The following is a 17,880-nucleotide window of genomic DNA, read 5'->3' as shown; positions in this document are numbered from 1 at the left end:
GCCTAGTCGTTCATCTCCGTTAGCATGATGACGGCTTGTGTGCGGTTTTTTACGCCGAGCTTGCGGAAAATCGCCGTCATGTGCGCTTTGATGGTGGCTTCTGAAACATTCAATTCGTAGGCGATTTGTTTGTTCAGTAAGCCATCTGACAACATCCCCAACACCTTATATTGCTGTGGCGTTAGCGCGGCAATCTTCTCCGCTAAGTCATTACATGCCGCGTTATTGGTGATCAGCCCTTCAGGAAAATACGGGTCGCCATTGAGCACTTGATTGAGCGCATTCACCAATTCGCGCATGTCGCTCGATTTAGGAATAAAACCAAACGCACCATGGCTTTTCACTTGTGTCACGATAGCTGGCTCTTCACTAGCCGAGACGACGACGATTGGTAAGTCTGGGTGTTCTGCTCGCAAGTGAATCAAGCCAGACATACCATTTGCTCCTGGCATTTTGAGATCCAATAGAACCAAATCTGGCTCTTCTTCTCGCTCTAACAAAGCCAGTAGTGCGTCGAGTGAGTCCGCTTCCAGCAAATTTGCCCCACTGATTGCCATGTGGATAGATTGAAACAAGGCATTACGGAAGAGTGGGTGATCATCTGCAATGATGATGGTGTAGGTCGAATCCATGACGTTAAACACTTTTTACTATTTCGTTAAATTTATTATTGTCCAGCTTTGAGAGAGTGGACAATATTTATTCGCTAAAAGTCTGAACCAAATCGACTTTTATTAGGAAAATTGCATATAAGCGCAATTTTCTCATTCAAATCTGGGTAATAAAAAACGCCAGTGGTCATCACTGGCGTTTGAATATCTGGTGATCAGAATTGTTGGATGTGCTCTAAGAAAGGCTCGGCTTGCATAAAACCGGTTAAACGTGCGTTTGAAACGTGTTCGCCATTCGCATCCCAGAACTCGATGGTTGGCAAGCCAAGTACGTTCATGTGTTTGAGTAACTCAATATCTTGCACTTGGTTCTTGGTTACATCAGCTTGCAAAAGAACAAAGTCTTTTAGCTTGGCTTCGACGCTTGGATCATGGAAGGTGTACTTCTCAAACTCTTTACACGCCACACACCAATCGGCGTAGAAGTCGAGCATCACAGGTTTGCCCGCTGCTTTGGCTAGCGCTAGTTGTTCTTCCAACTCTGCAACATTGGCAATGCGTGTAAAGCTTACGGAAGTTTGTTGAGCTTGCGTTGCGTTATTACCAAACCAGTAATTTAATACTGGCTGTGCTGACGCGAGCAAACCCAATACGGCGATGATGCCAACGGCGCTTTGTTTCCAGCCACCAAACTCCAAGCTGTTTTTCACATGATACAGCCAACCAAAGGCAGCGATGCCCAGTGTTGACCACAGAATTGTTGACCACATTTCTGGCATGATGCGTTCCAACAAGAAGATAGGCGCAGCAAGCAGAATAAAGCCGAACAGCGTTTTCACGCGGTCCATCCAACCGCCGGCTTTTGGTAGCAACTTGTTGCCAAATACCGCTACAAGGATCAACGGAATACCCATGCCCATCGCTAGCGCGTAAAGGGCGACCCCACCGGTGAGTAAGTCGCCACTTTGTGCGACGTAAAGCAGCGCACCAGAGAGTGGGGCGGTAGTACACGGAGAGCAAACCAAGCCAGATATTGCCCCCATTGCAAACACGCCAGCACTGCTACCACCTTGCTGCTTGTTACTTAAGTTATTCAGCCACGTTTGCACGCTGCTTGGTAACTGCAATGAGTACAGACCAAACATCGACATAGCTAATGCAATGAACAGTACACTCAAACCAATCAGCACATAAGGGTGTTGCATCGCCGCTTGGAACTGCATGCCCGCAGACGCCACTACAAGGCCGAGCAGTGTGTAAGTCAGCGCCATACCTTGTACATAAACAAATGACAAACCAAGCGCACGACGTTGGCTCAGCTTGCCACTGCCAAGCACGATGCTGGTCAAAATTGGGTACATCGGCAGCACACAAGGGGTAAATGCTAGACCCACACCAAGTGCCAAAAACAACAACGGCGTCCACCACTTGTCGGCTAGATTCGCGGCTAAGCTATCTTGCTCACTGACTGGTACTGAAGTGGTGGTTGGTTTTGTTGCTGGCTGTGCTTTTTCTGTCGTCGGTGCCTTGGCAGTCGGTGCTACGGTGTCGGAATTGGATGAAGAAAACGCGCTGATTGGAATCTCACGTGTTTCTGGTGGGTAGCAGAAGCCCGCTTTCGCACAGCCTTGATATTGCACAAGGACGCGCGCGCCCTCTTGCCAATTACTCAGTGGGATATTGACAAATAGTGGTGTGGTATAGATATGCACATCACCAAAGAATTCATCTTTATGTGGCGTGCCGTTTTCCATTTGCAGTTCGCCCAGTGAGATGTTCTCACCAGACACAGATAAACGCTCTTGATACAGGTAATAACCATCGCGTACCTGCCAATCGAGCATCAATTTGTCGTCTTGCTGGTAGAAATTAAACGGAAATGCCTGATCGACCGGAACAAAGCTGTCGCTGCTGCTACCAAAACTGTTGTTCTGGCTATTGGTAAACTGGTCTTTGCCAAATAAAGCTAAAGACGGAGTGGAAAAGGTAATGAGCCCTAAGAGTAAAACGGAAAGTAATGCGCGCATAAAAGAGTCAATTCATCTTAGATAATTGCCGTTAGTGTAACTCAATCAGACCCGGAGGCGAGTCAATAAGTTTCATGAAAATGAAGATTTATTGAGCATAAATCAAGACAACAGGCAATAAAAAAGGGAGCCGAAGCTCCCCGAGTAAGACTCTGTTTCTACTAGATCAGTAGACCACCGAATGCGAAGCCAAGTGCTACCGCAGAAGCAATGGTTACCACACCAGGTACAAAGAATGGGTGGTTGAATACGTACTTACCGATACGCGTTGAACCCGTGTCGTCCATCTCAACCGCTGCTAGAAGCGTTGGGTAAGTTGGCAGTACGAATAGCGCACTTACTGCTGCGAAAGATGCAACTGCGGTAAGTGGTGCCACACCGATAGCAAGTGCTGCTGGCATCAGCGCAACCGTGGTTGCACCTTGCGAGTAAAGCAGCATAGACGCGAAGAATAGAACAAGCGCTAGCATCCATGGGTAGTCTGCTAGTAGTGCTCCAGCGACTTCTTTGATGCCGTCAACGTGCGCGTTAACGAACGTAGAACCTAACCATGCCACACCAAGAACACACACACACGCTGTCATACCAGAGCGGAATGTTGCTGCGGCTGGAATTTTGCCAGCGTCGATTTTACAGCTCATTACGATAGCTGCCGCGGCTGCTAGCATTACCGTCATGATAGCTTCGTTACGACCTAGAGCAGGGTTCTCGATAAGGCCAACAGAGCCAGAAATTGCTGCTGCGTAACACACTACGAATGCGATCGCGCCTAGGAAGATGAAGGTTGCTTTTTTCGCTGTTGGCAGGATTTCGCGTTTTGCTTCTGTATTTAGCTTGATTAAGCCTTTTTCTAGACGCTCTTGGTATTCAGAATCGTCTTTTAGCTCACAGCCCATGAAGTTCGCAACAAACGCACCGATCATACAAGCGATGAACGTGGTTGGGATACAGATTGCTAATAGTGTTAGGTAGTCAACGCCAAATGGGTGCAGCATTGCCGCAAACGCTACAACAGCCGCTGAGATTGGCGAGGCAGTGATAGCGATTTGCGATGCCACTACTGCGATAGACAGTGGACGAGAAGGACGCACGCCTTGGCCTTTCGCGACTTCTGCAATCACTGGCAAAGTAGAGAATGCCGTGTGGCCGGTACCAGCCATCAGCGTCATTAGGTAAGTTACGATAGGCGCATAAAAGGTGATGCGCTCAGGGTGCTTGCGCAAAAAGTTTTCAGCAACTTGCACCATCCAGTCTAAACCACCTGCCACTTGCATTGCTGCGATAGCCGTGATGACCGACATGATGATCAAAATTACGTCAACTGGGATGTAAGCTTGGCTTGTTGGCACACCTAAGATCAAAGACAACGCAATGACCCCAGCACCACCAGCAAAACCAATGCCGATACCGCCGATTCTAGCCCCCAAATAAATGAAGAGCAGAACCACGAAGAGTTCGACCATGACCATATTGATACCTCTTTAGTTTTTTATTGATTCTGATTTTTTGAACACTCAGGAACAGGAGTAAATGCTCAGAGAATTAGAACCCAGTGGCCTAATGGCAATAAAAGCATATAAAAAATGTGGTTAACCGTATGAGAGCCTAAAAAAGGGGCCTGAGTGGCCCCCTTCGAATTAGTTATTACTCGTAGCGTTTCGCTTTGTAAGTTGGATGCATGAAGTTTTCGACTGACAAGATTTCATCAAGCTCTTCTGCGGTTAGCAGGCCGCGCTCTAGCACAACTTCGCGAACACTCTTACCGGTTTCCGCACAAATCTTACCTACGATGTCACCTTCGTGGTGGCCGATGTATGGGTTTAGATAAGTGACGATACCGATAGAGTTGTAAACGTAGTTTTCACAAGTCTCTTTGTTGACCGTGATGCCGTCGATACATTTATCACGTAGGTTCACACACGCATTGTGTAGTAGAGAGATAGACTCAAACATGCTTTGTGCGATAACTGGTTCCATTACGTTTAGCTGTAGCTGACCGCCTTCTGCTGCGAAAGAAACCGTGTTGTCGTTACCTAGAACTTTAAAGCAAACTTGGTTTACTACTTCTGGGATAACTGGGTTTACTTTTGCTGGCATGATTGAAGAACCTGCTTGCATTTCAGGTAGGTTCAATTCATTTAGACCAGCGCGTGGGCCAGAAGAAAGTAGACGAAGGTCGTTACAGATCTTCGATAGTTTCACCGCTAGACGTTTTAGTGCACTGTGCGTCATTACGTATGCGCCACAGTCAGAAGTCGCTTCGATAAGGTCTTCTGCCGCAACAACGTCAAGACCTGTTACTTCCGCTAGATGTTTTACTGCAAGCGCTTGGTAGCCAGTCGGGGTATTTAGACCTGTACCGATTGCGGTTGCGCCTAGGTTGATCTCTAGGAGTAGTTTAGAGGTGTAATCTAGAGCACGAATCTCTTCGTTTAGTGTTACTGCCCAAGCGTGGAACTCTTGACCTACAGTCATCGGTACCGCGTCTTGTAGCTGAGTACGACCCATTTTCAGTACATCTTTAAACTCAATTGCTTTAAGTTCGAATGCGCCTTTTAGGTACTCAATTGCTTCCATTAGTTTGTGTACGCTGTTGTAAACCGCGATACGGAAACCCGTTGGGTACGCACAGTTGGTTGATTGGCTCTTGTTTACGTGGTCATTTGGGTTAACAAATTCGTATTGACCTTTCTCTTTACCCATTAGCTCAAGCGCAACGTTTGCGATCACTTCGTTCGTGTTCATGTTCACGGAAGTGCCCGCACCACCTTGGAATACGTCTGATGGGAACTGATCCATGCACTTGCCAGTTTCTAGGATCAAATCACACGCTTCGATGATGTAGTTTGCAACGTCTTTTGGAATCGCACCAAGTTCTTTGTTTGCCAACGCCGCTGCTTTTTTGGTCATTACCATACCGCGTACAAATTCTGGTACGTCAGAGATGGTCATATTAGAGATGTTGAAGTTCTCGATCGCACGTAGCGTATGAATACCGTAGTACGCATCTGCAGGGACATGACGTTGACCTAATAGATCTTCTTCAATACGAGTGGCTGGGTTTGCTGTTTTTGGAGCATCAGATAGGGTAGCCATAGCAGGATCCTTAGATGATAATTCTGATAATAAAGTTATTTATTAGCCATTTCTGCAATCTAGAATCCATTCATCAGAATTTTTGGCTGGAAAATCCGTCCTGACTTATGTGGCACATGATACTGCACCTAGCGCATAAAAATAGTAACTAGATCACCTTTTTCGTTTTTCATGAGTCAATAATTTGCAAAGTATGAACGGGTTATTAATAACCCTTTATGGGTACGCGATTTTCCTCGACAAACATGGGTTTTTAGAGTTCGAAATTAGCACTTTAAAAGCACGAAAAAATCGGTATGCAATTGAATGAAACACTCCACTACCGCTTTTTCTGAGTAGGAAGAGACCAGTATGAACACGCTTTTTTACAACGATTCGTTTGAGCTTAGTCCGCTTTTACCATTACACTGAATTAAACAAAGGAGGGCGTGTGTTTCCTATCTTATTATTGGCGTTTATTTTTGTCCCGATCATTGAAATCGGCTTATTTATTCAGGTGGGCGGCTTTTTAGGTTTGTGGCCGACTATCGCATTAGTATTAATCACGGCATTTGTCGGTGCATCGTTGGTGCGCAGCCAAGGCATCCAAACTCTGATGTCTGTGCAGGGGCGTCTGGAACAAGGTGAAATTCCAGCACAGCAAATTTTTGAAGGCGTAATGCTAGCGGTGGCTGGCGTGCTGCTGTTAACACCGGGCTTTATGACCGATGCTCTTGGTATGCTGGTGTTGCTTCCTGCTCCACGCGCCGCGATTGCCAAATACTTGATGAGTAAAATGGTGGTGAAAACCATGCATGGTGGTGGCTTCCAAGGTGGTTTCTCTAACCAAGGGCCATTTGAGCAAGACCCGTTCCGCCGTGACCCATTTAATTCCCAGTCAGACGATGGCAATACCTTCGAAGGGGAATACGAGCGTAAAGACGATGATGATCGCAACAAGCTCAACTGATTGAGTCAGAGTGTACAGAAAACAAAAGGGGCGCACTAAGCGCCCTTTTTTGTATCTGAAAATCGTGGTGCTTACAACGCGCCTTCAAACCCCATTTGACGCCATGCTTCAAAAGCAATGATCGCAACGGCGTTCGAAAGGTTTAGGCTGCGCGCATCTGGCATCATTGGAATGCGGATACGCTGCTCCATTGGCAAGCTATCGATGATTTCAGCAGGCAAGCCACGAGTTTCTGGACCAAACATCAATACGTCACCTGCTTGGTATTGTGCATCAACGTGGTGACCTGTGGTTTTGGTGGTGCAGGCAAACAATCGGTAGTTACCTTGTTTCTCTTTCTCTAAATATTCTAAGAATGCTTGATAGTTCTTATGACGCGTTACGCGAGCTAAATCATGGTAATCCAAACCAGCGCGGCGGACTTTCTTCTCTTCAAGATCGAAACCCAGAGGTTCAATTAAGTGAAGGTTTGCACCGCAGTTGGCACAAAGTCGAATGATGTTGCCGGTGTTCGGCGCGATTTCTGGTTCGTATAAAGCGATATCAAACATGGTATTGAAATAGAGTTGGTCAAATAGAGGGGCAGTATATACCCAAGTCAGCAAGATATGCGAGATTCAGCAAGATTGACCTGGGTATGAAAGCAGTCATTAGCGCGGACGCTAATACCGTAAGTATCGATGCTCTTTATAATAGAGCGTGAGCGTAATTTTCTTCAACCGCTCGCCAATTAACGACGTTCCACCATGCATCAATGTATTCTGGGCGACGGTTTTGGTAGCTGATGTAATACGCGTGCTCCCACACGTCAAGAGCGAGAATTGGCTCGCCGCGTACATCCACTACGTCCATCAGAGGGTTATCTTGATTGCTGGTGGACGTAATGTGAATCTCTCCATCTTTTACGATCAGCCATGCAAAGCCAGAACCAAAGGTATTAATCGCGGCTTGGGCAAACGCTTCTTTAAATTGCGCAAAGCTACCAAATTTATCGTTAATTGCCTGAGCAAGTGCGCCTTGAGGCTCACCGCCACCATTTGGTGACATGCAATTCCAATAAATGATGTGGTTGTAGTAGCCGCCGCCATTATTACGCACTGCAGGGCTGAGCTTAGAGATATTGTCAAAGATCTCGTCTAATGACTGAGTTTCGAGCTCGCTCCCTTCAACGGCACTTACGAACTTATCGAAATAAGTCTTGTGATGTTTGCTGTAATGCACTTCCATGGTTTTCGCGTCGATGTACGGCTCTAGTGAATCGTACGGGTAAGGCAGAGCGGGAAATGTATGTGACATAGTAAATCCTCCTTAATTGGAAAATTCACTTTAATGCTAACGATAATTATTATCAACTTTGATCTTTGTAAGGGTATTCGAAGGCGTTCCCACCCAATTTCTAAAGTGAAGATGAAGCCGTGAATCTCTCACTCTAGAAATAGGGTGTGGCTTACTGTTAGCTCATCGGCTTGAAGTTAACGATTGATAGGTAAGGTGATACTCATGCGCAATCCGCCTAACGGACTTCGACTGGCGACGATCGTTCCACTGTGCTGGCGGATGGCACTTTCGGTAATGGTTAGGCCGAGACCCGTGCCGCCGGAGTGGCGATCGCGGGCCGTTGAAACGCGATAGAACGGACGAAAAATCGCGGCTAATTCTTCTTCAGGAACGCCCTCGCCATTGTCATCAACCGTGATATGCAGCGTATCATCATCGGCCTTGATGTCGATTTGCACCTCATCTTTCCCGTAATAAATGGCGTTACGAACGATGTTTTCCACCGCACTCATCAGCAGTTTAGGATTGCCGGAGATACTTCGTTTTGGCAGTTCAGAATAGTGTAGGTGCTTACCCATTTGCTCAGCTTCAAACTGCGCATCTTTAATGATCTCTTCCCACAAACTTTCCAGTGGCTGCGTTTCGCGAGTCATATGGCTGTTCGCCTGCATGCGAGACAGTTCAAGCAATTCGCTGATCATCTGTTCCAAGCGCTGCGCTTCGGTATCGATACGAGTCAGTTCTGGGCTTTCGCCTTGTTTACGCGTTGCTAATGCGCTTGCCATGCGTAGACGAGTTAAAGGTGAGCGCAGCTCGTGAGAGATATCGGATAGCAGGCGTTGTTGTCCTGAAATCATTTGATTAACCGCCTCGACCATCTGGTTGAAGCTGCTGCCAGCCTGACGAAACTCTGCCGTGCCTTTTTCTAAATTTGGGTCTGTGACAAATTCGCCTTTCGCCACACGTTGAGCGGCGGCTTCAAGACGACGCGCTGGCTGACTTAGTGCCCAGGCAAGCCATAACAGCAATGGTGTACTAACCAGCATGACCGCGAGCAACAGCTGGAATGGGTGATCAAACAGACGCAAGAGTAGTGGTGGTGGCTCATTCCACTTGAAGCCCACATACATCAAGATATCGGAGCCAGCCAAAGTTATCGGGATTGGACCTGCAATCATGTATCGACCATACAGTTTCTGCTTTGGCTGGTTGTAATCTTCGATACTGGTGACAAAGTTTTGCATGGCACGTAATTGGAAATTACTGCGTTTTTCTGTCGTAAGAACATTACCGCTGTAGTCAGAAAAAAATACGCGCGGACGAGGGTCATGCTTACCGTGACGGTTACCCTCGATACGAAATAGTATTCGACCTAAATCAGTTTGCTGACGGTATTTTTGTTGGATTGCGTCACGCGTTTCTACCATACGTTTATAGTGCTCTTCTGGAATGTCGCGAGCTTTGCGAGGGTCCAAATGTGGCAGTGATAGCACGGCTATCAACACCAATAACATAGTGAACCAAAAAATGGCAAAGATGCGTCCATACAAGCTATTGATGTTTGGCAGTTTGATGCGTGATAGGCGCATTAATCCTCCTCAAGCAGCATATAGCCACGACCACGCAGGGTTTTGATTCGCGGCTTGCCATTGCTCTGATCTGGTAATTTTTTACGTAAGTTCGAAACATGCATATCGATCGCGCGATCAAAAGCGGCGAGTCGTTTACCAAGCACATCTAGGCTCAATGTCTCTTTAGTTAGCACTTGTCCTGGGTTTTGCACAAAGTGGGTCAACAGAGCAAACTCGGTTGCTGTGAGATCGAGCAACTGTTGATCGCAGTATGCTTCTTGTTTACCTGGGTAAAGACGGAGCTCTTGATACTCAATGCAATCGCTGTTTTTGGTGTTTTTTTGTGTGCTGCTGGTACGGCGTAAGATCGCACGGATACGCGCTAACAGTTCACGGTCGCTAAAAGGTTTCGGTAAATAATCATCCGCGCCTAGCTCTAAACCGATCACGCGGTCAATTTCTTCCCCTTTAGCGGTCAGCATCAAGACAGGAGTTTCCCAGTTTTCACGCAAGCGTTTAAGGGTTTCCATGCCATTTAGCTTCGGCATCATGACATCCAACAAAATCAAATCAATCTTATCATTGACCGCAGCTAAGCCTGCTTCGCCATCATTTGCTTCGCTGACGTCAAATCCTTCGAAACTGAGTACTTCTTTTAATAAGCTGGTTAGCTCGATATCGTCATCAATTAAAAGAATGTTTGCCATGGGGGCACCTATAGTAAGTTACCGATAGCTTAATATTACATTGGAATGATGTGCTGCGAAGAGGGTAAAAATCACTCTTTACGATTCTTTACGCTCCCTATACGTCGCTTTACCTAGTGGGTCGTATTCTATACTCAAGCGCTGTGAGAACAGCTCAAAAGAATCACTCACCTGTGTAAGGAATCAAATTATGAAATCTGCAAAAAAACTTGTGTTAGCTGCTGTTGTTCTACCTCTTACCCTCGGCGCAGCAAGCGCATTCGCTTACGGTGGTAAAAACCATCATCAAGGCCCGCGTGATGAATGTGGCATGGGAATGGACCGCGGCATTATGCGTGATTTGAATTTGACGGATGCTCAAAAAGATCAGCTTAAGTCTTTCCGTGAAGCAAACCGCGCACAGATGAAAGGCAAATATTCTGAAAATCGCGAAGCTCGTATGGCTGAGCGACAAGCACACCATGCAAAAATGCAATCACTCTTACTAGCGGATAGTTTTGATGAAGCACAAGCGACCGCATTAGCAAAAGAAATGGTTGAACGCCAAACTGAGCATCGTGTGCAAATGCTAGAAAGAAAGCACCAAATGCTGAGCGTATTAACGTCAGAACAAAAAGCAGAGTTTGTGAAGTTGCAAAATGAACGCATGCAAGAGTGTGGCGACAGAATGCATAAGCGCATGGAAAAATACCGCAATAATTAAGTCATGAATTGATGTTATATAAAGAGGCAGCCATTGGTTGCCTCTTTTTTGATCTGGTTATTTCATGGGCATTCAATATACTCAACGTATGGTTTGAGTTAACTCTTTGATTATGAAACAGCAATATGCACGTTTAGTGACGACCGCAGCTTGGACTGCAACTATTGTGGCGACTCTTCTCTTGATTGTAAAAGTCATCACGTGGTGGGTAACCGGCTCAGTTAGCCTATTGGCATCACTTATCGACTCAATGTTGGATATCGCCGCGTCGGTGGTAAATCTCGTTGTTGTCCGTTATGCCTTACAACCAGCAGACCGCGAACATACGTTTGGGCATGGTAAAGCTGAGTCTTTAGCGGCCTTAGCTCAGGCGATGTTTATTTCGGGGTCGGCGGTATTTTTGATCCTGAACGGGATTGACCGATTTTTCCGTCCGCACGCACTACATGCGCCGGAGCTCGGTGTTTATGTATCGCTGTTTGCGATTGTGGTCACACTTGGCTTGGTGATGTTCCAAAAACATGTGGTACGCGTGACAGGGAGCCAAGCAATCGCGGCGGATTCTCTGCATTATCAGACTGATTTGTATATGAACGCTGCGATCATGGTGGCTCTGGGACTCAGCTACTTTGGCGTGACGCAAGCGGATGCGGTGTTTGCGATTGGCATTGGTGTCTTCATTCTTTACAGCGCCTTCAAAATGGTCAGCGAAGCGATTCAGACGTTATTAGACCGAAAGCTACCGGATTCCGAATTGGAGCAAATCCGTAATGAATGTTTGAATGTGAAAGGGGTTCTTGGGGTTCATCAACTGCGCACCCGCATGTCAGGGCCGACACGCTTTATTCAGTTGCACTTGGAGCTAGACGATAACTTACGTTTAATCGAAGCGCACTATATTGCCGATAAAGTTGAGGAAAACCTTTTAGCTTTGTTTCCTGATGCGGATGTTTTGATCCATCAAGATCCATTGTCTGTCGTTTTTGGGCCAGAGAAAGAGCAAAAAGCGCAAGATTGGTAGGGCTCGAAAAATCCATAAGTGCCTGACGACAAACAGGCACTTATTGACTATCTTTCCATCAATACTTATTAAGATTCGTGATCCTGATGTGAATCAACAAAGTTTCATAGAGAAACTGTAATACTCTTACATAAGTAGAAAAGTTACATAAAAAAGTGCGTTTTCATTGGTAATCCTGTAGAGGAAATGTAACATAACGCACAGTTCTGGATTATGCAGGTTGCTTGGTAACAAGGGGCCTAAAAGAAAATTAAATAATTGATTGCCAAAGATCGAGGGTGAGCATGATTAAGAAGATCGGTGTTTTAACAAGTGGCGGTGACGCACCTGGTATGAACGCGGCGATACGCGGCGTAGTACGTACAGCACTATCCGAGGGATTGGAAGTATTCGGTGTGTACGACGGCTACCTAGGCCTATACGAAGGCCGCATCGAGAAGCTAGATCGTTCTAGCGTTTCAGATGTGATCAACAAAGGTGGTACGTTCCTAGGTTCTGCACGTTTCCCTGAATTCAAAGAAGTGGAAGTGCGTGAAAAAGCGATTGAGAACCTGAAAAAACATGGTATTGATGCGCTAGTCGTGATCGGTGGTGACGGTTCGTACATGGGTGCGAAGAAACTGACTGAAATGGGTTACCCATGTATCGGTCTTCCAGGCACAATCGACAACGATATCGCTGGTACTGACTACACAGTGGGCTACCTAAGTGCACTAAACACAGTTATCGATGCAATCGACCGTCTACGTGATACTTCTTCATCTCACCAACGTATTTCAATTGTAGAAATCATGGGTCGTCACTGTGGTGACCTAACTCTGATGTCTGCAATCGCGGGTGGTTGTGAGTACATCATCACTCCAGAAACTGGCCTAGACAAAGACAAGCTGATCAGCAATATCCAAGACGGCATTGCAAAAGGTAAGAAACACGCAATCATCGCGTTGACTGAGCTAATGATGGATGCCAATGAACTGGCTCGTGACATCGAAGCGGCGACAGGTCGTGAAACTCGTGCAACAGTACTTGGTCACATCCAACGTGGTGGTCGTCCAACGGCATTTGACCGCGTTCTAGCATCTCGCATGGGTAACTACGCTGTTCACCTATTGATCGAAGGTCATGGTGGTCGCTGTGTAGGTATCGTGAAAGAGCAACTTGTTCACCACGACATCATCGACGCGATCGAAAACATGAAGCGTCCAGTACGCAACGATCTATACAAAGTTGCTGAAGAACTGTTCTAAGCAAGTTTGAAATAGATAAAGAAAAACCGCGGCTTTCCGCGGTTTTTTTGTATTTGAGTATTAGCAAAAGGAAGCTGACGCATCGGACAAAATCTTACGAAGCGCTGCTCTGTTCAATGAGCGTCAATTTACGTTCGCGCAGTGCAAACATATAGCCAAGTAGGCCACCTAACGTATTCCCCACTGCGATACCTATAAACAAGCCTTCAATACTGTAAATTTGGCTTCCGATCCATGCCGATGGCAGGGTAAACACAAACAAACGCATAAAGCTCCATTGGAATGCTCGTAATGGTTTGTGCATCGCATTCAACCCACTGATTAACATCATCACAATGCCTTGAAAACCATAACTGAACGGCACCACAAGCAGGTAATGCCACAGCAGATTTTTAACCGCTTCTTCCTGCGAGAACAATGCCGCTAGAGGAATACTCAATGGCACCATCATCAAGAAGATAAACCCTTGGAACACCACCGCAAAACGCATGCTGATAAATAAGCCGGAAAAGGCGCGTTGAGGGTTTTTTGCCCCTAAGTTTTGTGCCATGAATGGCGTGAGTGCTGAGGTCAGAGACATCAAGACTAGGATCAAAATAGACTCAATACGCTGCGCCGCACCGTAAGCCGCAACTGCTGCCGTACCGTGGTTGGATAACAGCATCATCAGAATGGCACCGGACAATGGATTCATCGCGTTCGACAGTGCGGCAGGAGTGCCGATTTTTAAAGTTTGCTGCCAATCTTGTTTCAGCAAGGACCATTGGGGTTGAGCGAGCAACTTTTCGCGTTTAACTAGCACATAGAATGAGCCACATAGTGCACCTAACCAGCTAAAAGCACTGGCTATTGCCGCCCCTTGGATACCAAGCTCGGGGAATGGGCCAAGTCCGAAGATCAGTAGTGGATCGAGCATGCCGTTAATCAAGCCCGCCAACATCATGATTTTGGCTGGTGTTTTTGTATCCCCAGATGCTCGTATCGCGCTATTGCCTGCCATTGGGATCACCAACAATGGAATGGTGAGATACCACACCTGCATGTACTCTTCGATGAGTGGAATTAGGTCGTCGGCTGCGCCAAGAAAGCGGAACAGTGGTGCAATGGTGGCAAAGCCAATCGAAGAGGCGATAGCCACGAGTAACACCGCTAATAACAAACCGTGAGTGGTAAACCGAGCGGCTTGTGGGGCGTGACCTTGTCCAAGTAAGCGACCAATATTGGTCGATAGACCCATCCCTATCCCCATCGTGATGCAGTTAACCGCAAAGGTTACAGGGAAGGTATAGCTGATCGCCGCTAGCGCTTGAGTACCAAGCAACGAGATAAAAAACGTGTCCACCAAGTTAAACATCAAAATCGCGATCATGCCCATGGTCATGGGGACGGTCATTTTCCGCAGCGTTTCAGGAATGGGTGCGGTCAACAAACCATGCTTATCGGTCGCTTGGGGTTCCAGCTTGTTATTTTCCTGCATGTATGACAACTATGTGGTGAGCAAACTGCAAGGATACAAGAAAGCGAGATGCTGGGCGAGTGAGCATTTCGAACGCAAACCGTTGCTTAGTTGTTCGTTATTTTAACTAAGTCACAAAAATTTTGTGCCACCCCCTTGGGATCGCTGCTTCGACCCCTTATATAGGGATCACGTGTCTGGGGCTACAGTCCCTAAGGACAATTATCAAATAAACATGGAAATTTTCAGGAGAGACGACCGATGAACATTCGTCCATTACATGACCGAGTTATCGTTGAACGTAAAGAAGTTGAATCTAAGTCTGCTGGTGGCATCGTTCTGACTGGTTCTGCTGCAGAAAAATCAACTCGCGGTGTTGTTCTAGCTGTGGGTAAAGGCCGCATCCTAGAAAACGGCACAGTACTGCCGCTGGACGTTAAAGTTGGTGATACTGTTATCTTCGCTGAAGGTTACGGTACAAAAACTGAAAAAATCGACGGTAAAGAAGTGCTTGTCATGTCTGAAAACGACATCATGGCGATCGTTGAATAATAGCAATCATTGAGTAATTTTTTGCTCAGATTCAATTACGAAATTACACACAAAGAATTTTAGAAAGGAAATCAAAGATGGCTGCTAAAGACGTTAAATTTGGTAATGACGCACGAGTTAAAATGCTAGAGGGTGTAAACGTTCTGGCTGACGCAGTAAAAGTAACACTGGGTCCTAAAGGACGTAATGTCGTTCTAGACAAATCTTTTGGTGCACCGACTATCACGAAAGATGGTGTATCAGTAGCGCGTGAAATTGAACTGGAAGATAAATTCCAGAACATGGGCGCACAAATGGTTAAAGAAGTTGCGTCTAAAGCAAACGACGCGGCAGGTGACGGTACAACAACAGCAACAGTACTAGCACAATCTATCGTAAACGAAGGTCTAAAAGCAGTCGCTGCGGGTATGAACCCAATGGACCTTAAGCGCGGTATCGACAAAGCAGTAGCTGCAGCAGTAGAGCAACTAAAAGAGCTTTCTGTTGAATGTAACGACACGAAAGCGATCGCACAGGTTGGTACTATCTCTGCAAACTCAGACGCAAGCGTAGGTAACATCATTGCTGAAGCAATGGAGCGTGTGGGCCGTGATGGCGTTATCACTGTTGAAGAAGGTCAGGCACTACAAGATGAGCTAGACGTAGTAGAAGGTATGCAGTTCGACCGCGGTTACCTATCTCCTTACTTCATCAACAACCAAGAGTCAGGCAGTGTTGATCTAGAAAACCCATTCATCCTGCTAGTTGATAAGAAGATCTCAAACATTCGTGAACTTCTTCCAACGCTAGAAGCTGTAGCGAAAGCGTCTCGTCCACTGCTTATCATCGCAGAAGATGTAGAAGGCGAAGCGCTAGCAACATTGGTTGTCAACAACATGCGTGGCATCGTGAAAGTTGCAGCAGTGAAAGCACCTGGCTTCGGTGACCGTCGTAAAGCAATGCTACAAGACATCGCTATCCTAACTGGCGGTACTGTGATTTCTGAAGAAATCGGTCTAGAGCTTGAAAAAGTAGCACTAGAAGATCTAGGTCAAGCGAAGCGTGTTTCTATCACGAAAGAAAACACGACTATCATCGATGGTATCGGTGAAGAAGAGATGATCTCTGGCCGCGTAGCTCAAATTCGTCAACAAATCGAAGACGCAACTTCAGACTACGACAAAGAGAAACTACAAGAGCGCGTAGCGAAACTGGCTGGCGGTGTTGCAGTAATCAAAGTTGGTGCAGCAACTGAAGTTGAAATGAAAGAGAAGAAAGACCGTGTAGAAGATGCGCTAGCCGCAACTCGTGCAGCGGTTGAAGAAGGTGTTGTTGCTGGTGGTGGTGTTGCACTTATCCGCGCGGCATCTAAGATTGCTCACCTAACGGGTGACAACGAAGAGCAAAACGTTGGTATCCGCGTTGCACTACGTGCAATGGAAGCGCCAATCCGTCAAATCACGAAGAACGCAGGTGAGGAAGACTCAGTGGTTGCGAACAACGTGAAAGCGGGTGAAGGCTCTTACGGTTACAACGCGGCAACAGGTGAATACGGCGACATGCTAGAGATGGGTATTCTAGACCCAACGAAAGTAACTCGTTCTGCGCTACAGTTTGCAGCATCGGTTGCGGGTCTGATGATCACGACTGAAGCAATGGTTACTGACCTACCGCAAAAAGACGCACCAGCGATGCCTGACATGGGCGGCATGGGTGGCATGGGCGGTATGGGTGGCATGATGTAAGCCAGCTTATCTCTTTGCTCTAAGGGAATCCTTATAGCGGAAAGATAACCGACCAAACCTTTAAAAGTCGAGGCATTTGCCTCGACTTTTTTATGCGCGTTATCCGAGAAATATAGCATTCTGATGTGGCTTCGATTGTGAGAGGCGAGTTCAAGAAATGTCAGTGGAAAAACATGAAAATAGAAGCGATAAAATTTTTTCTTTTGAGTCAGATGGTTAAATCTGACCTACCGCTAACACTTTTTGAACGTAGATAGCGCAAAATCTGAACATTACACTATGTTGTAAATTGTTGCTTCCCATCATGGAGATGAAAATGAAAAAGCTTATGACGTCATTGGCGGTTGCAGCCGCTATCGCATCACCAGTTGCTCTTGCTGACAGTACACCTGTGATGTTCTCTACTATCGACAACACAAACGCACCTTCTAATTCGTCAGTTGGTGGTGTTCGTTTAGCCGTGTTGCATGGACAGGTGAATGAGGTTAAAGGTGTCGACTTTTCACTGCTTGGTATGTCAGAAACGGATCGTACGACAGGTGTGAACTTCGGTCTGTTTTTTGGTGCAGCAAAAGTAAACCAAGAAATGAAAGGTGCGTCTTTAGGCTTAGTTAACTGGAACCAAGGTCAGACGACGGGTGTTAACTTGGGTGCTGTCAACATTACGAACAATGTAAAAGGCTTGAACTGGAGCGCGGTGAACTATTCTGAAGGCTACACCATGGCGGATGTGGGCTTAGCGAGTATCTCTAAAAAGTCTAACTTCCAGTTTGGCTTCTTCAACATGACCGATCAAATTGATGGCGTACAAATTGGTCTTTTGAACTGTGCGGATAACGGTTTCTTCAAGTGTTTCCCACTCATCAACTTCGCTAAATAATCCCTGAGCAAGTCAGAATCTTTAGATACCGAAAGCCCTCGATATTCGTCGAGGGCTT

16 protein-coding genes are annotated in these 17,880 nt (G+C 46.4%); 7 read left to right on the top strand and 9 right to left on the bottom strand.

Annotated elements, in window-relative coordinates; genetic code table 11:
* Positions 1-2: 2 nt before the first annotated feature.
* From L3V32_RS21585 to aspA, 4 genes are all read right to left on the bottom strand, one after another.
* Entirely contained in the window at positions 3-632 is a 630-nt protein-coding gene (locus L3V32_RS21585) for a response regulator transcription factor (protein WP_005397542.1), read from the bottom strand.
* 194 nt (positions 633-826) lie between these two features.
* Positions 827-2,638: a protein-disulfide reductase DsbD gene (locus L3V32_RS21580; RefSeq protein ID WP_237285161.1), complete on the bottom strand. Its 1,812-nt coding sequence runs from the start codon at positions 2,636-2,638 to the stop codon at positions 827-829.
* A gap of 161 nt (positions 2,639-2,799) precedes the next feature.
* Positions 2,800-4,107 carry an anaerobic C4-dicarboxylate transporter gene (locus tag L3V32_RS21575; protein ID WP_065646964.1) on the bottom strand — a complete coding sequence of 436 codons (1,308 nt, stop codon included), beginning with the start codon at positions 4,105-4,107 and terminating at the stop codon, positions 2,800-2,802.
* A 175-nt stretch (positions 4,108-4,282) separates the two neighbouring features.
* Entirely contained in the window at positions 4,283-5,734 is a 1,452-nt protein-coding gene (gene aspA / locus L3V32_RS21570) for an aspartate ammonia-lyase (protein WP_005397540.1), read from the bottom strand.
* A gap of 430 nt (positions 5,735-6,164) precedes the next feature.
* Between aspA and L3V32_RS21565 the strand changes: the two genes are divergently transcribed.
* Entirely contained in the window at positions 6,165-6,683 is a 519-nt protein-coding gene (locus tag L3V32_RS21565; protein ID WP_053807754.1) for an FxsA family protein, read from the top strand.
* Positions 6,684-6,754: 71 nt separating this feature from the next.
* Here the strand turns inward: L3V32_RS21565 and trmL are convergent, their stop codons facing one another.
* From trmL to L3V32_RS21545, 4 genes are all read right to left on the bottom strand, one after another.
* Positions 6,755-7,234: a tRNA (uridine(34)/cytosine(34)/5-carboxymethylaminomethyluridine(34)-2'-O)-methyltransferase TrmL gene (gene trmL, locus L3V32_RS21560; RefSeq protein WP_005382381.1), complete on the bottom strand. Its 480-nt coding sequence runs from the start codon at positions 7,232-7,234 to the stop codon at positions 6,755-6,757.
* A gap of 136 nt (positions 7,235-7,370) precedes the next feature.
* Complete coding sequence (locus tag L3V32_RS21555; RefSeq protein WP_005397537.1) at positions 7,371-7,979, bottom strand: superoxide dismutase; 609 nt, start codon at positions 7,977-7,979, stop codon at positions 7,371-7,373.
* A gap of 176 nt (positions 7,980-8,155) precedes the next feature.
* A complete protein-coding gene (cpxA, locus tag L3V32_RS21550) occupies positions 8,156-9,550 on the bottom strand; it encodes an envelope stress sensor histidine kinase CpxA (protein WP_053807755.1) in 1,395 nt (464 codons plus the stop codon).
* Positions 9,550-10,239 carry a response regulator gene (locus L3V32_RS21545; RefSeq protein WP_005397534.1) on the bottom strand — a complete coding sequence of 230 codons (690 nt, stop codon included), beginning with the start codon at positions 10,237-10,239 and terminating at the stop codon, positions 9,550-9,552. The genes cpxA and L3V32_RS21545 overlap by 1 nt, the downstream gene beginning before the upstream one ends.
* 190 nt (positions 10,240-10,429) lie before the next feature.
* On the opposite strand from L3V32_RS21545, the gene L3V32_RS21540 reads away from it, so the two are divergent.
* The 3 genes from L3V32_RS21540 to pfkA all read left to right on the top strand — a co-directional run bounded on the left by L3V32_RS21540 (position 10,430) and on the right by pfkA (position 13,210).
* A complete protein-coding gene (locus L3V32_RS21540) occupies positions 10,430-10,942 on the top strand; it encodes a CpxP family protein (RefSeq protein WP_150918199.1) in 513 nt (170 codons plus the stop codon).
* Positions 10,943-11,054: 112 nt separating this feature from the next.
* A complete protein-coding gene (gene fieF, locus L3V32_RS21535) occupies positions 11,055-11,963 on the top strand; it encodes a CDF family cation-efflux transporter FieF (RefSeq protein ID WP_005397530.1) in 909 nt (302 codons plus the stop codon).
* A 284-nt stretch (positions 11,964-12,247) separates the two neighbouring features.
* Positions 12,248-13,210: a 6-phosphofructokinase gene (pfkA, locus tag L3V32_RS21530; RefSeq protein ID WP_005397529.1), complete on the top strand. Its 963-nt coding sequence runs from the start codon at positions 12,248-12,250 to the stop codon at positions 13,208-13,210.
* Positions 13,211-13,304: 94 nt separating this feature from the next.
* Here pfkA and L3V32_RS21525 read toward each other — a convergent pair whose 3' ends face one another.
* Positions 13,305-14,687 carry an MATE family efflux transporter gene (locus L3V32_RS21525; RefSeq protein WP_074190085.1) on the bottom strand — a complete coding sequence of 461 codons (1,383 nt, stop codon included), beginning with the start codon at positions 14,685-14,687 and terminating at the stop codon, positions 13,305-13,307.
* 240 nt (positions 14,688-14,927) lie between these two features.
* Here L3V32_RS21525 and L3V32_RS21520 point away from each other — a divergent pair, with 240 nt between their 5' ends.
* From L3V32_RS21520 to L3V32_RS21510, 3 genes are all read left to right on the top strand, one after another.
* On the top strand, positions 14,928-15,218 hold the full coding sequence (locus tag L3V32_RS21520) for a co-chaperone GroES (RefSeq protein WP_005381516.1): 291 nt from the start codon (positions 14,928-14,930) through the stop codon (positions 15,216-15,218).
* Between the two features lie 77 nt (positions 15,219-15,295).
* Positions 15,296-16,942, top strand: a complete 1,647-nt coding sequence (gene groL, locus L3V32_RS21515; RefSeq protein WP_005381509.1) for a chaperonin GroEL — start codon at positions 15,296-15,298, stop codon at positions 16,940-16,942.
* A gap of 316 nt (positions 16,943-17,258) precedes the next feature.
* Positions 17,259-17,822, top strand: coding sequence for a VC2662 family protein (locus L3V32_RS21510; protein WP_005395435.1), 564 nt, complete (start codon positions 17,259-17,261; stop codon positions 17,820-17,822).
* The last annotated feature ends 58 nt before the right edge of the window (positions 17,823-17,880 follow it).

Origin of the sequence: Vibrio sp. J2-4 (genome assembly GCF_021728155.1) — a bacterium.
GTDB lineage: Bacteria > Pseudomonadota > Gammaproteobacteria > Enterobacterales > Vibrionaceae > Vibrio > Vibrio diabolicus.
The sequence above is the reverse complement of the archived record's forward strand: the minus strand, read 5'-3'. Positions and strand labels throughout refer to the sequence as shown.

Excerpts from the sequence above, each read along its gene's own strand:
- L3V32_RS21545 (WP_005397534.1), bottom strand. The coding sequence starts at position 10,239 with ATGGCAAACATTCTTTTAATTGATGACGATATCGAGCTAACCAGCTTA.
- cpxA (WP_053807755.1), bottom strand. The coding sequence starts at position 9,550 with ATGCGCCTATCACGCATCAAACTGCCAAACATCAATAGCTTGTATGGA.
- aspA (WP_005397540.1), bottom strand. The coding sequence starts at position 5,734 with ATGGCTACCCTATCTGATGCTCCAAAAACAGCAAACCCAGCCACTCGT.
- L3V32_RS21510 (WP_005395435.1), top strand. The coding sequence starts at position 17,259 with ATGAAAAAGCTTATGACGTCATTGGCGGTTGCAGCCGCTATCGCATCA.
- L3V32_RS21525 (WP_074190085.1), bottom strand. The coding sequence starts at position 14,687 with ATGCAGGAAAATAACAAGCTGGAACCCCAAGCGACCGATAAGCATGGT.
- L3V32_RS21540 (WP_150918199.1), top strand. The coding sequence starts at position 10,430 with ATGAAATCTGCAAAAAAACTTGTGTTAGCTGCTGTTGTTCTACCTCTT.
- L3V32_RS21520 (WP_005381516.1), top strand. The coding sequence starts at position 14,928 with ATGAACATTCGTCCATTACATGACCGAGTTATCGTTGAACGTAAAGAA.
- L3V32_RS21575 (WP_065646964.1), bottom strand. The coding sequence starts at position 4,107 with ATGGTCATGGTCGAACTCTTCGTGGTTCTGCTCTTCATTTATTTGGGG.
- L3V32_RS21585 (WP_005397542.1), bottom strand. The coding sequence starts at position 632 with ATGGATTCGACCTACACCATCATCATTGCAGATGATCACCCACTCTTC.
- L3V32_RS21580 (WP_237285161.1), bottom strand. The coding sequence starts at position 2,638 with ATGCGCGCATTACTTTCCGTTTTACTCTTAGGGCTCATTACCTTTTCC.
- trmL (WP_005382381.1), bottom strand. The coding sequence starts at position 7,234 with ATGTTTGATATCGCTTTATACGAACCAGAAATCGCGCCGAACACCGGC.
- groL (WP_005381509.1), top strand. The coding sequence starts at position 15,296 with ATGGCTGCTAAAGACGTTAAATTTGGTAATGACGCACGAGTTAAAATG.
- fieF (WP_005397530.1), top strand. The coding sequence starts at position 11,055 with ATGAAACAGCAATATGCACGTTTAGTGACGACCGCAGCTTGGACTGCA.
- L3V32_RS21555 (WP_005397537.1), bottom strand. The coding sequence starts at position 7,979 with ATGTCACATACATTTCCCGCTCTGCCTTACCCGTACGATTCACTAGAG.
- pfkA (WP_005397529.1), top strand. The coding sequence starts at position 12,248 with ATGATTAAGAAGATCGGTGTTTTAACAAGTGGCGGTGACGCACCTGGT.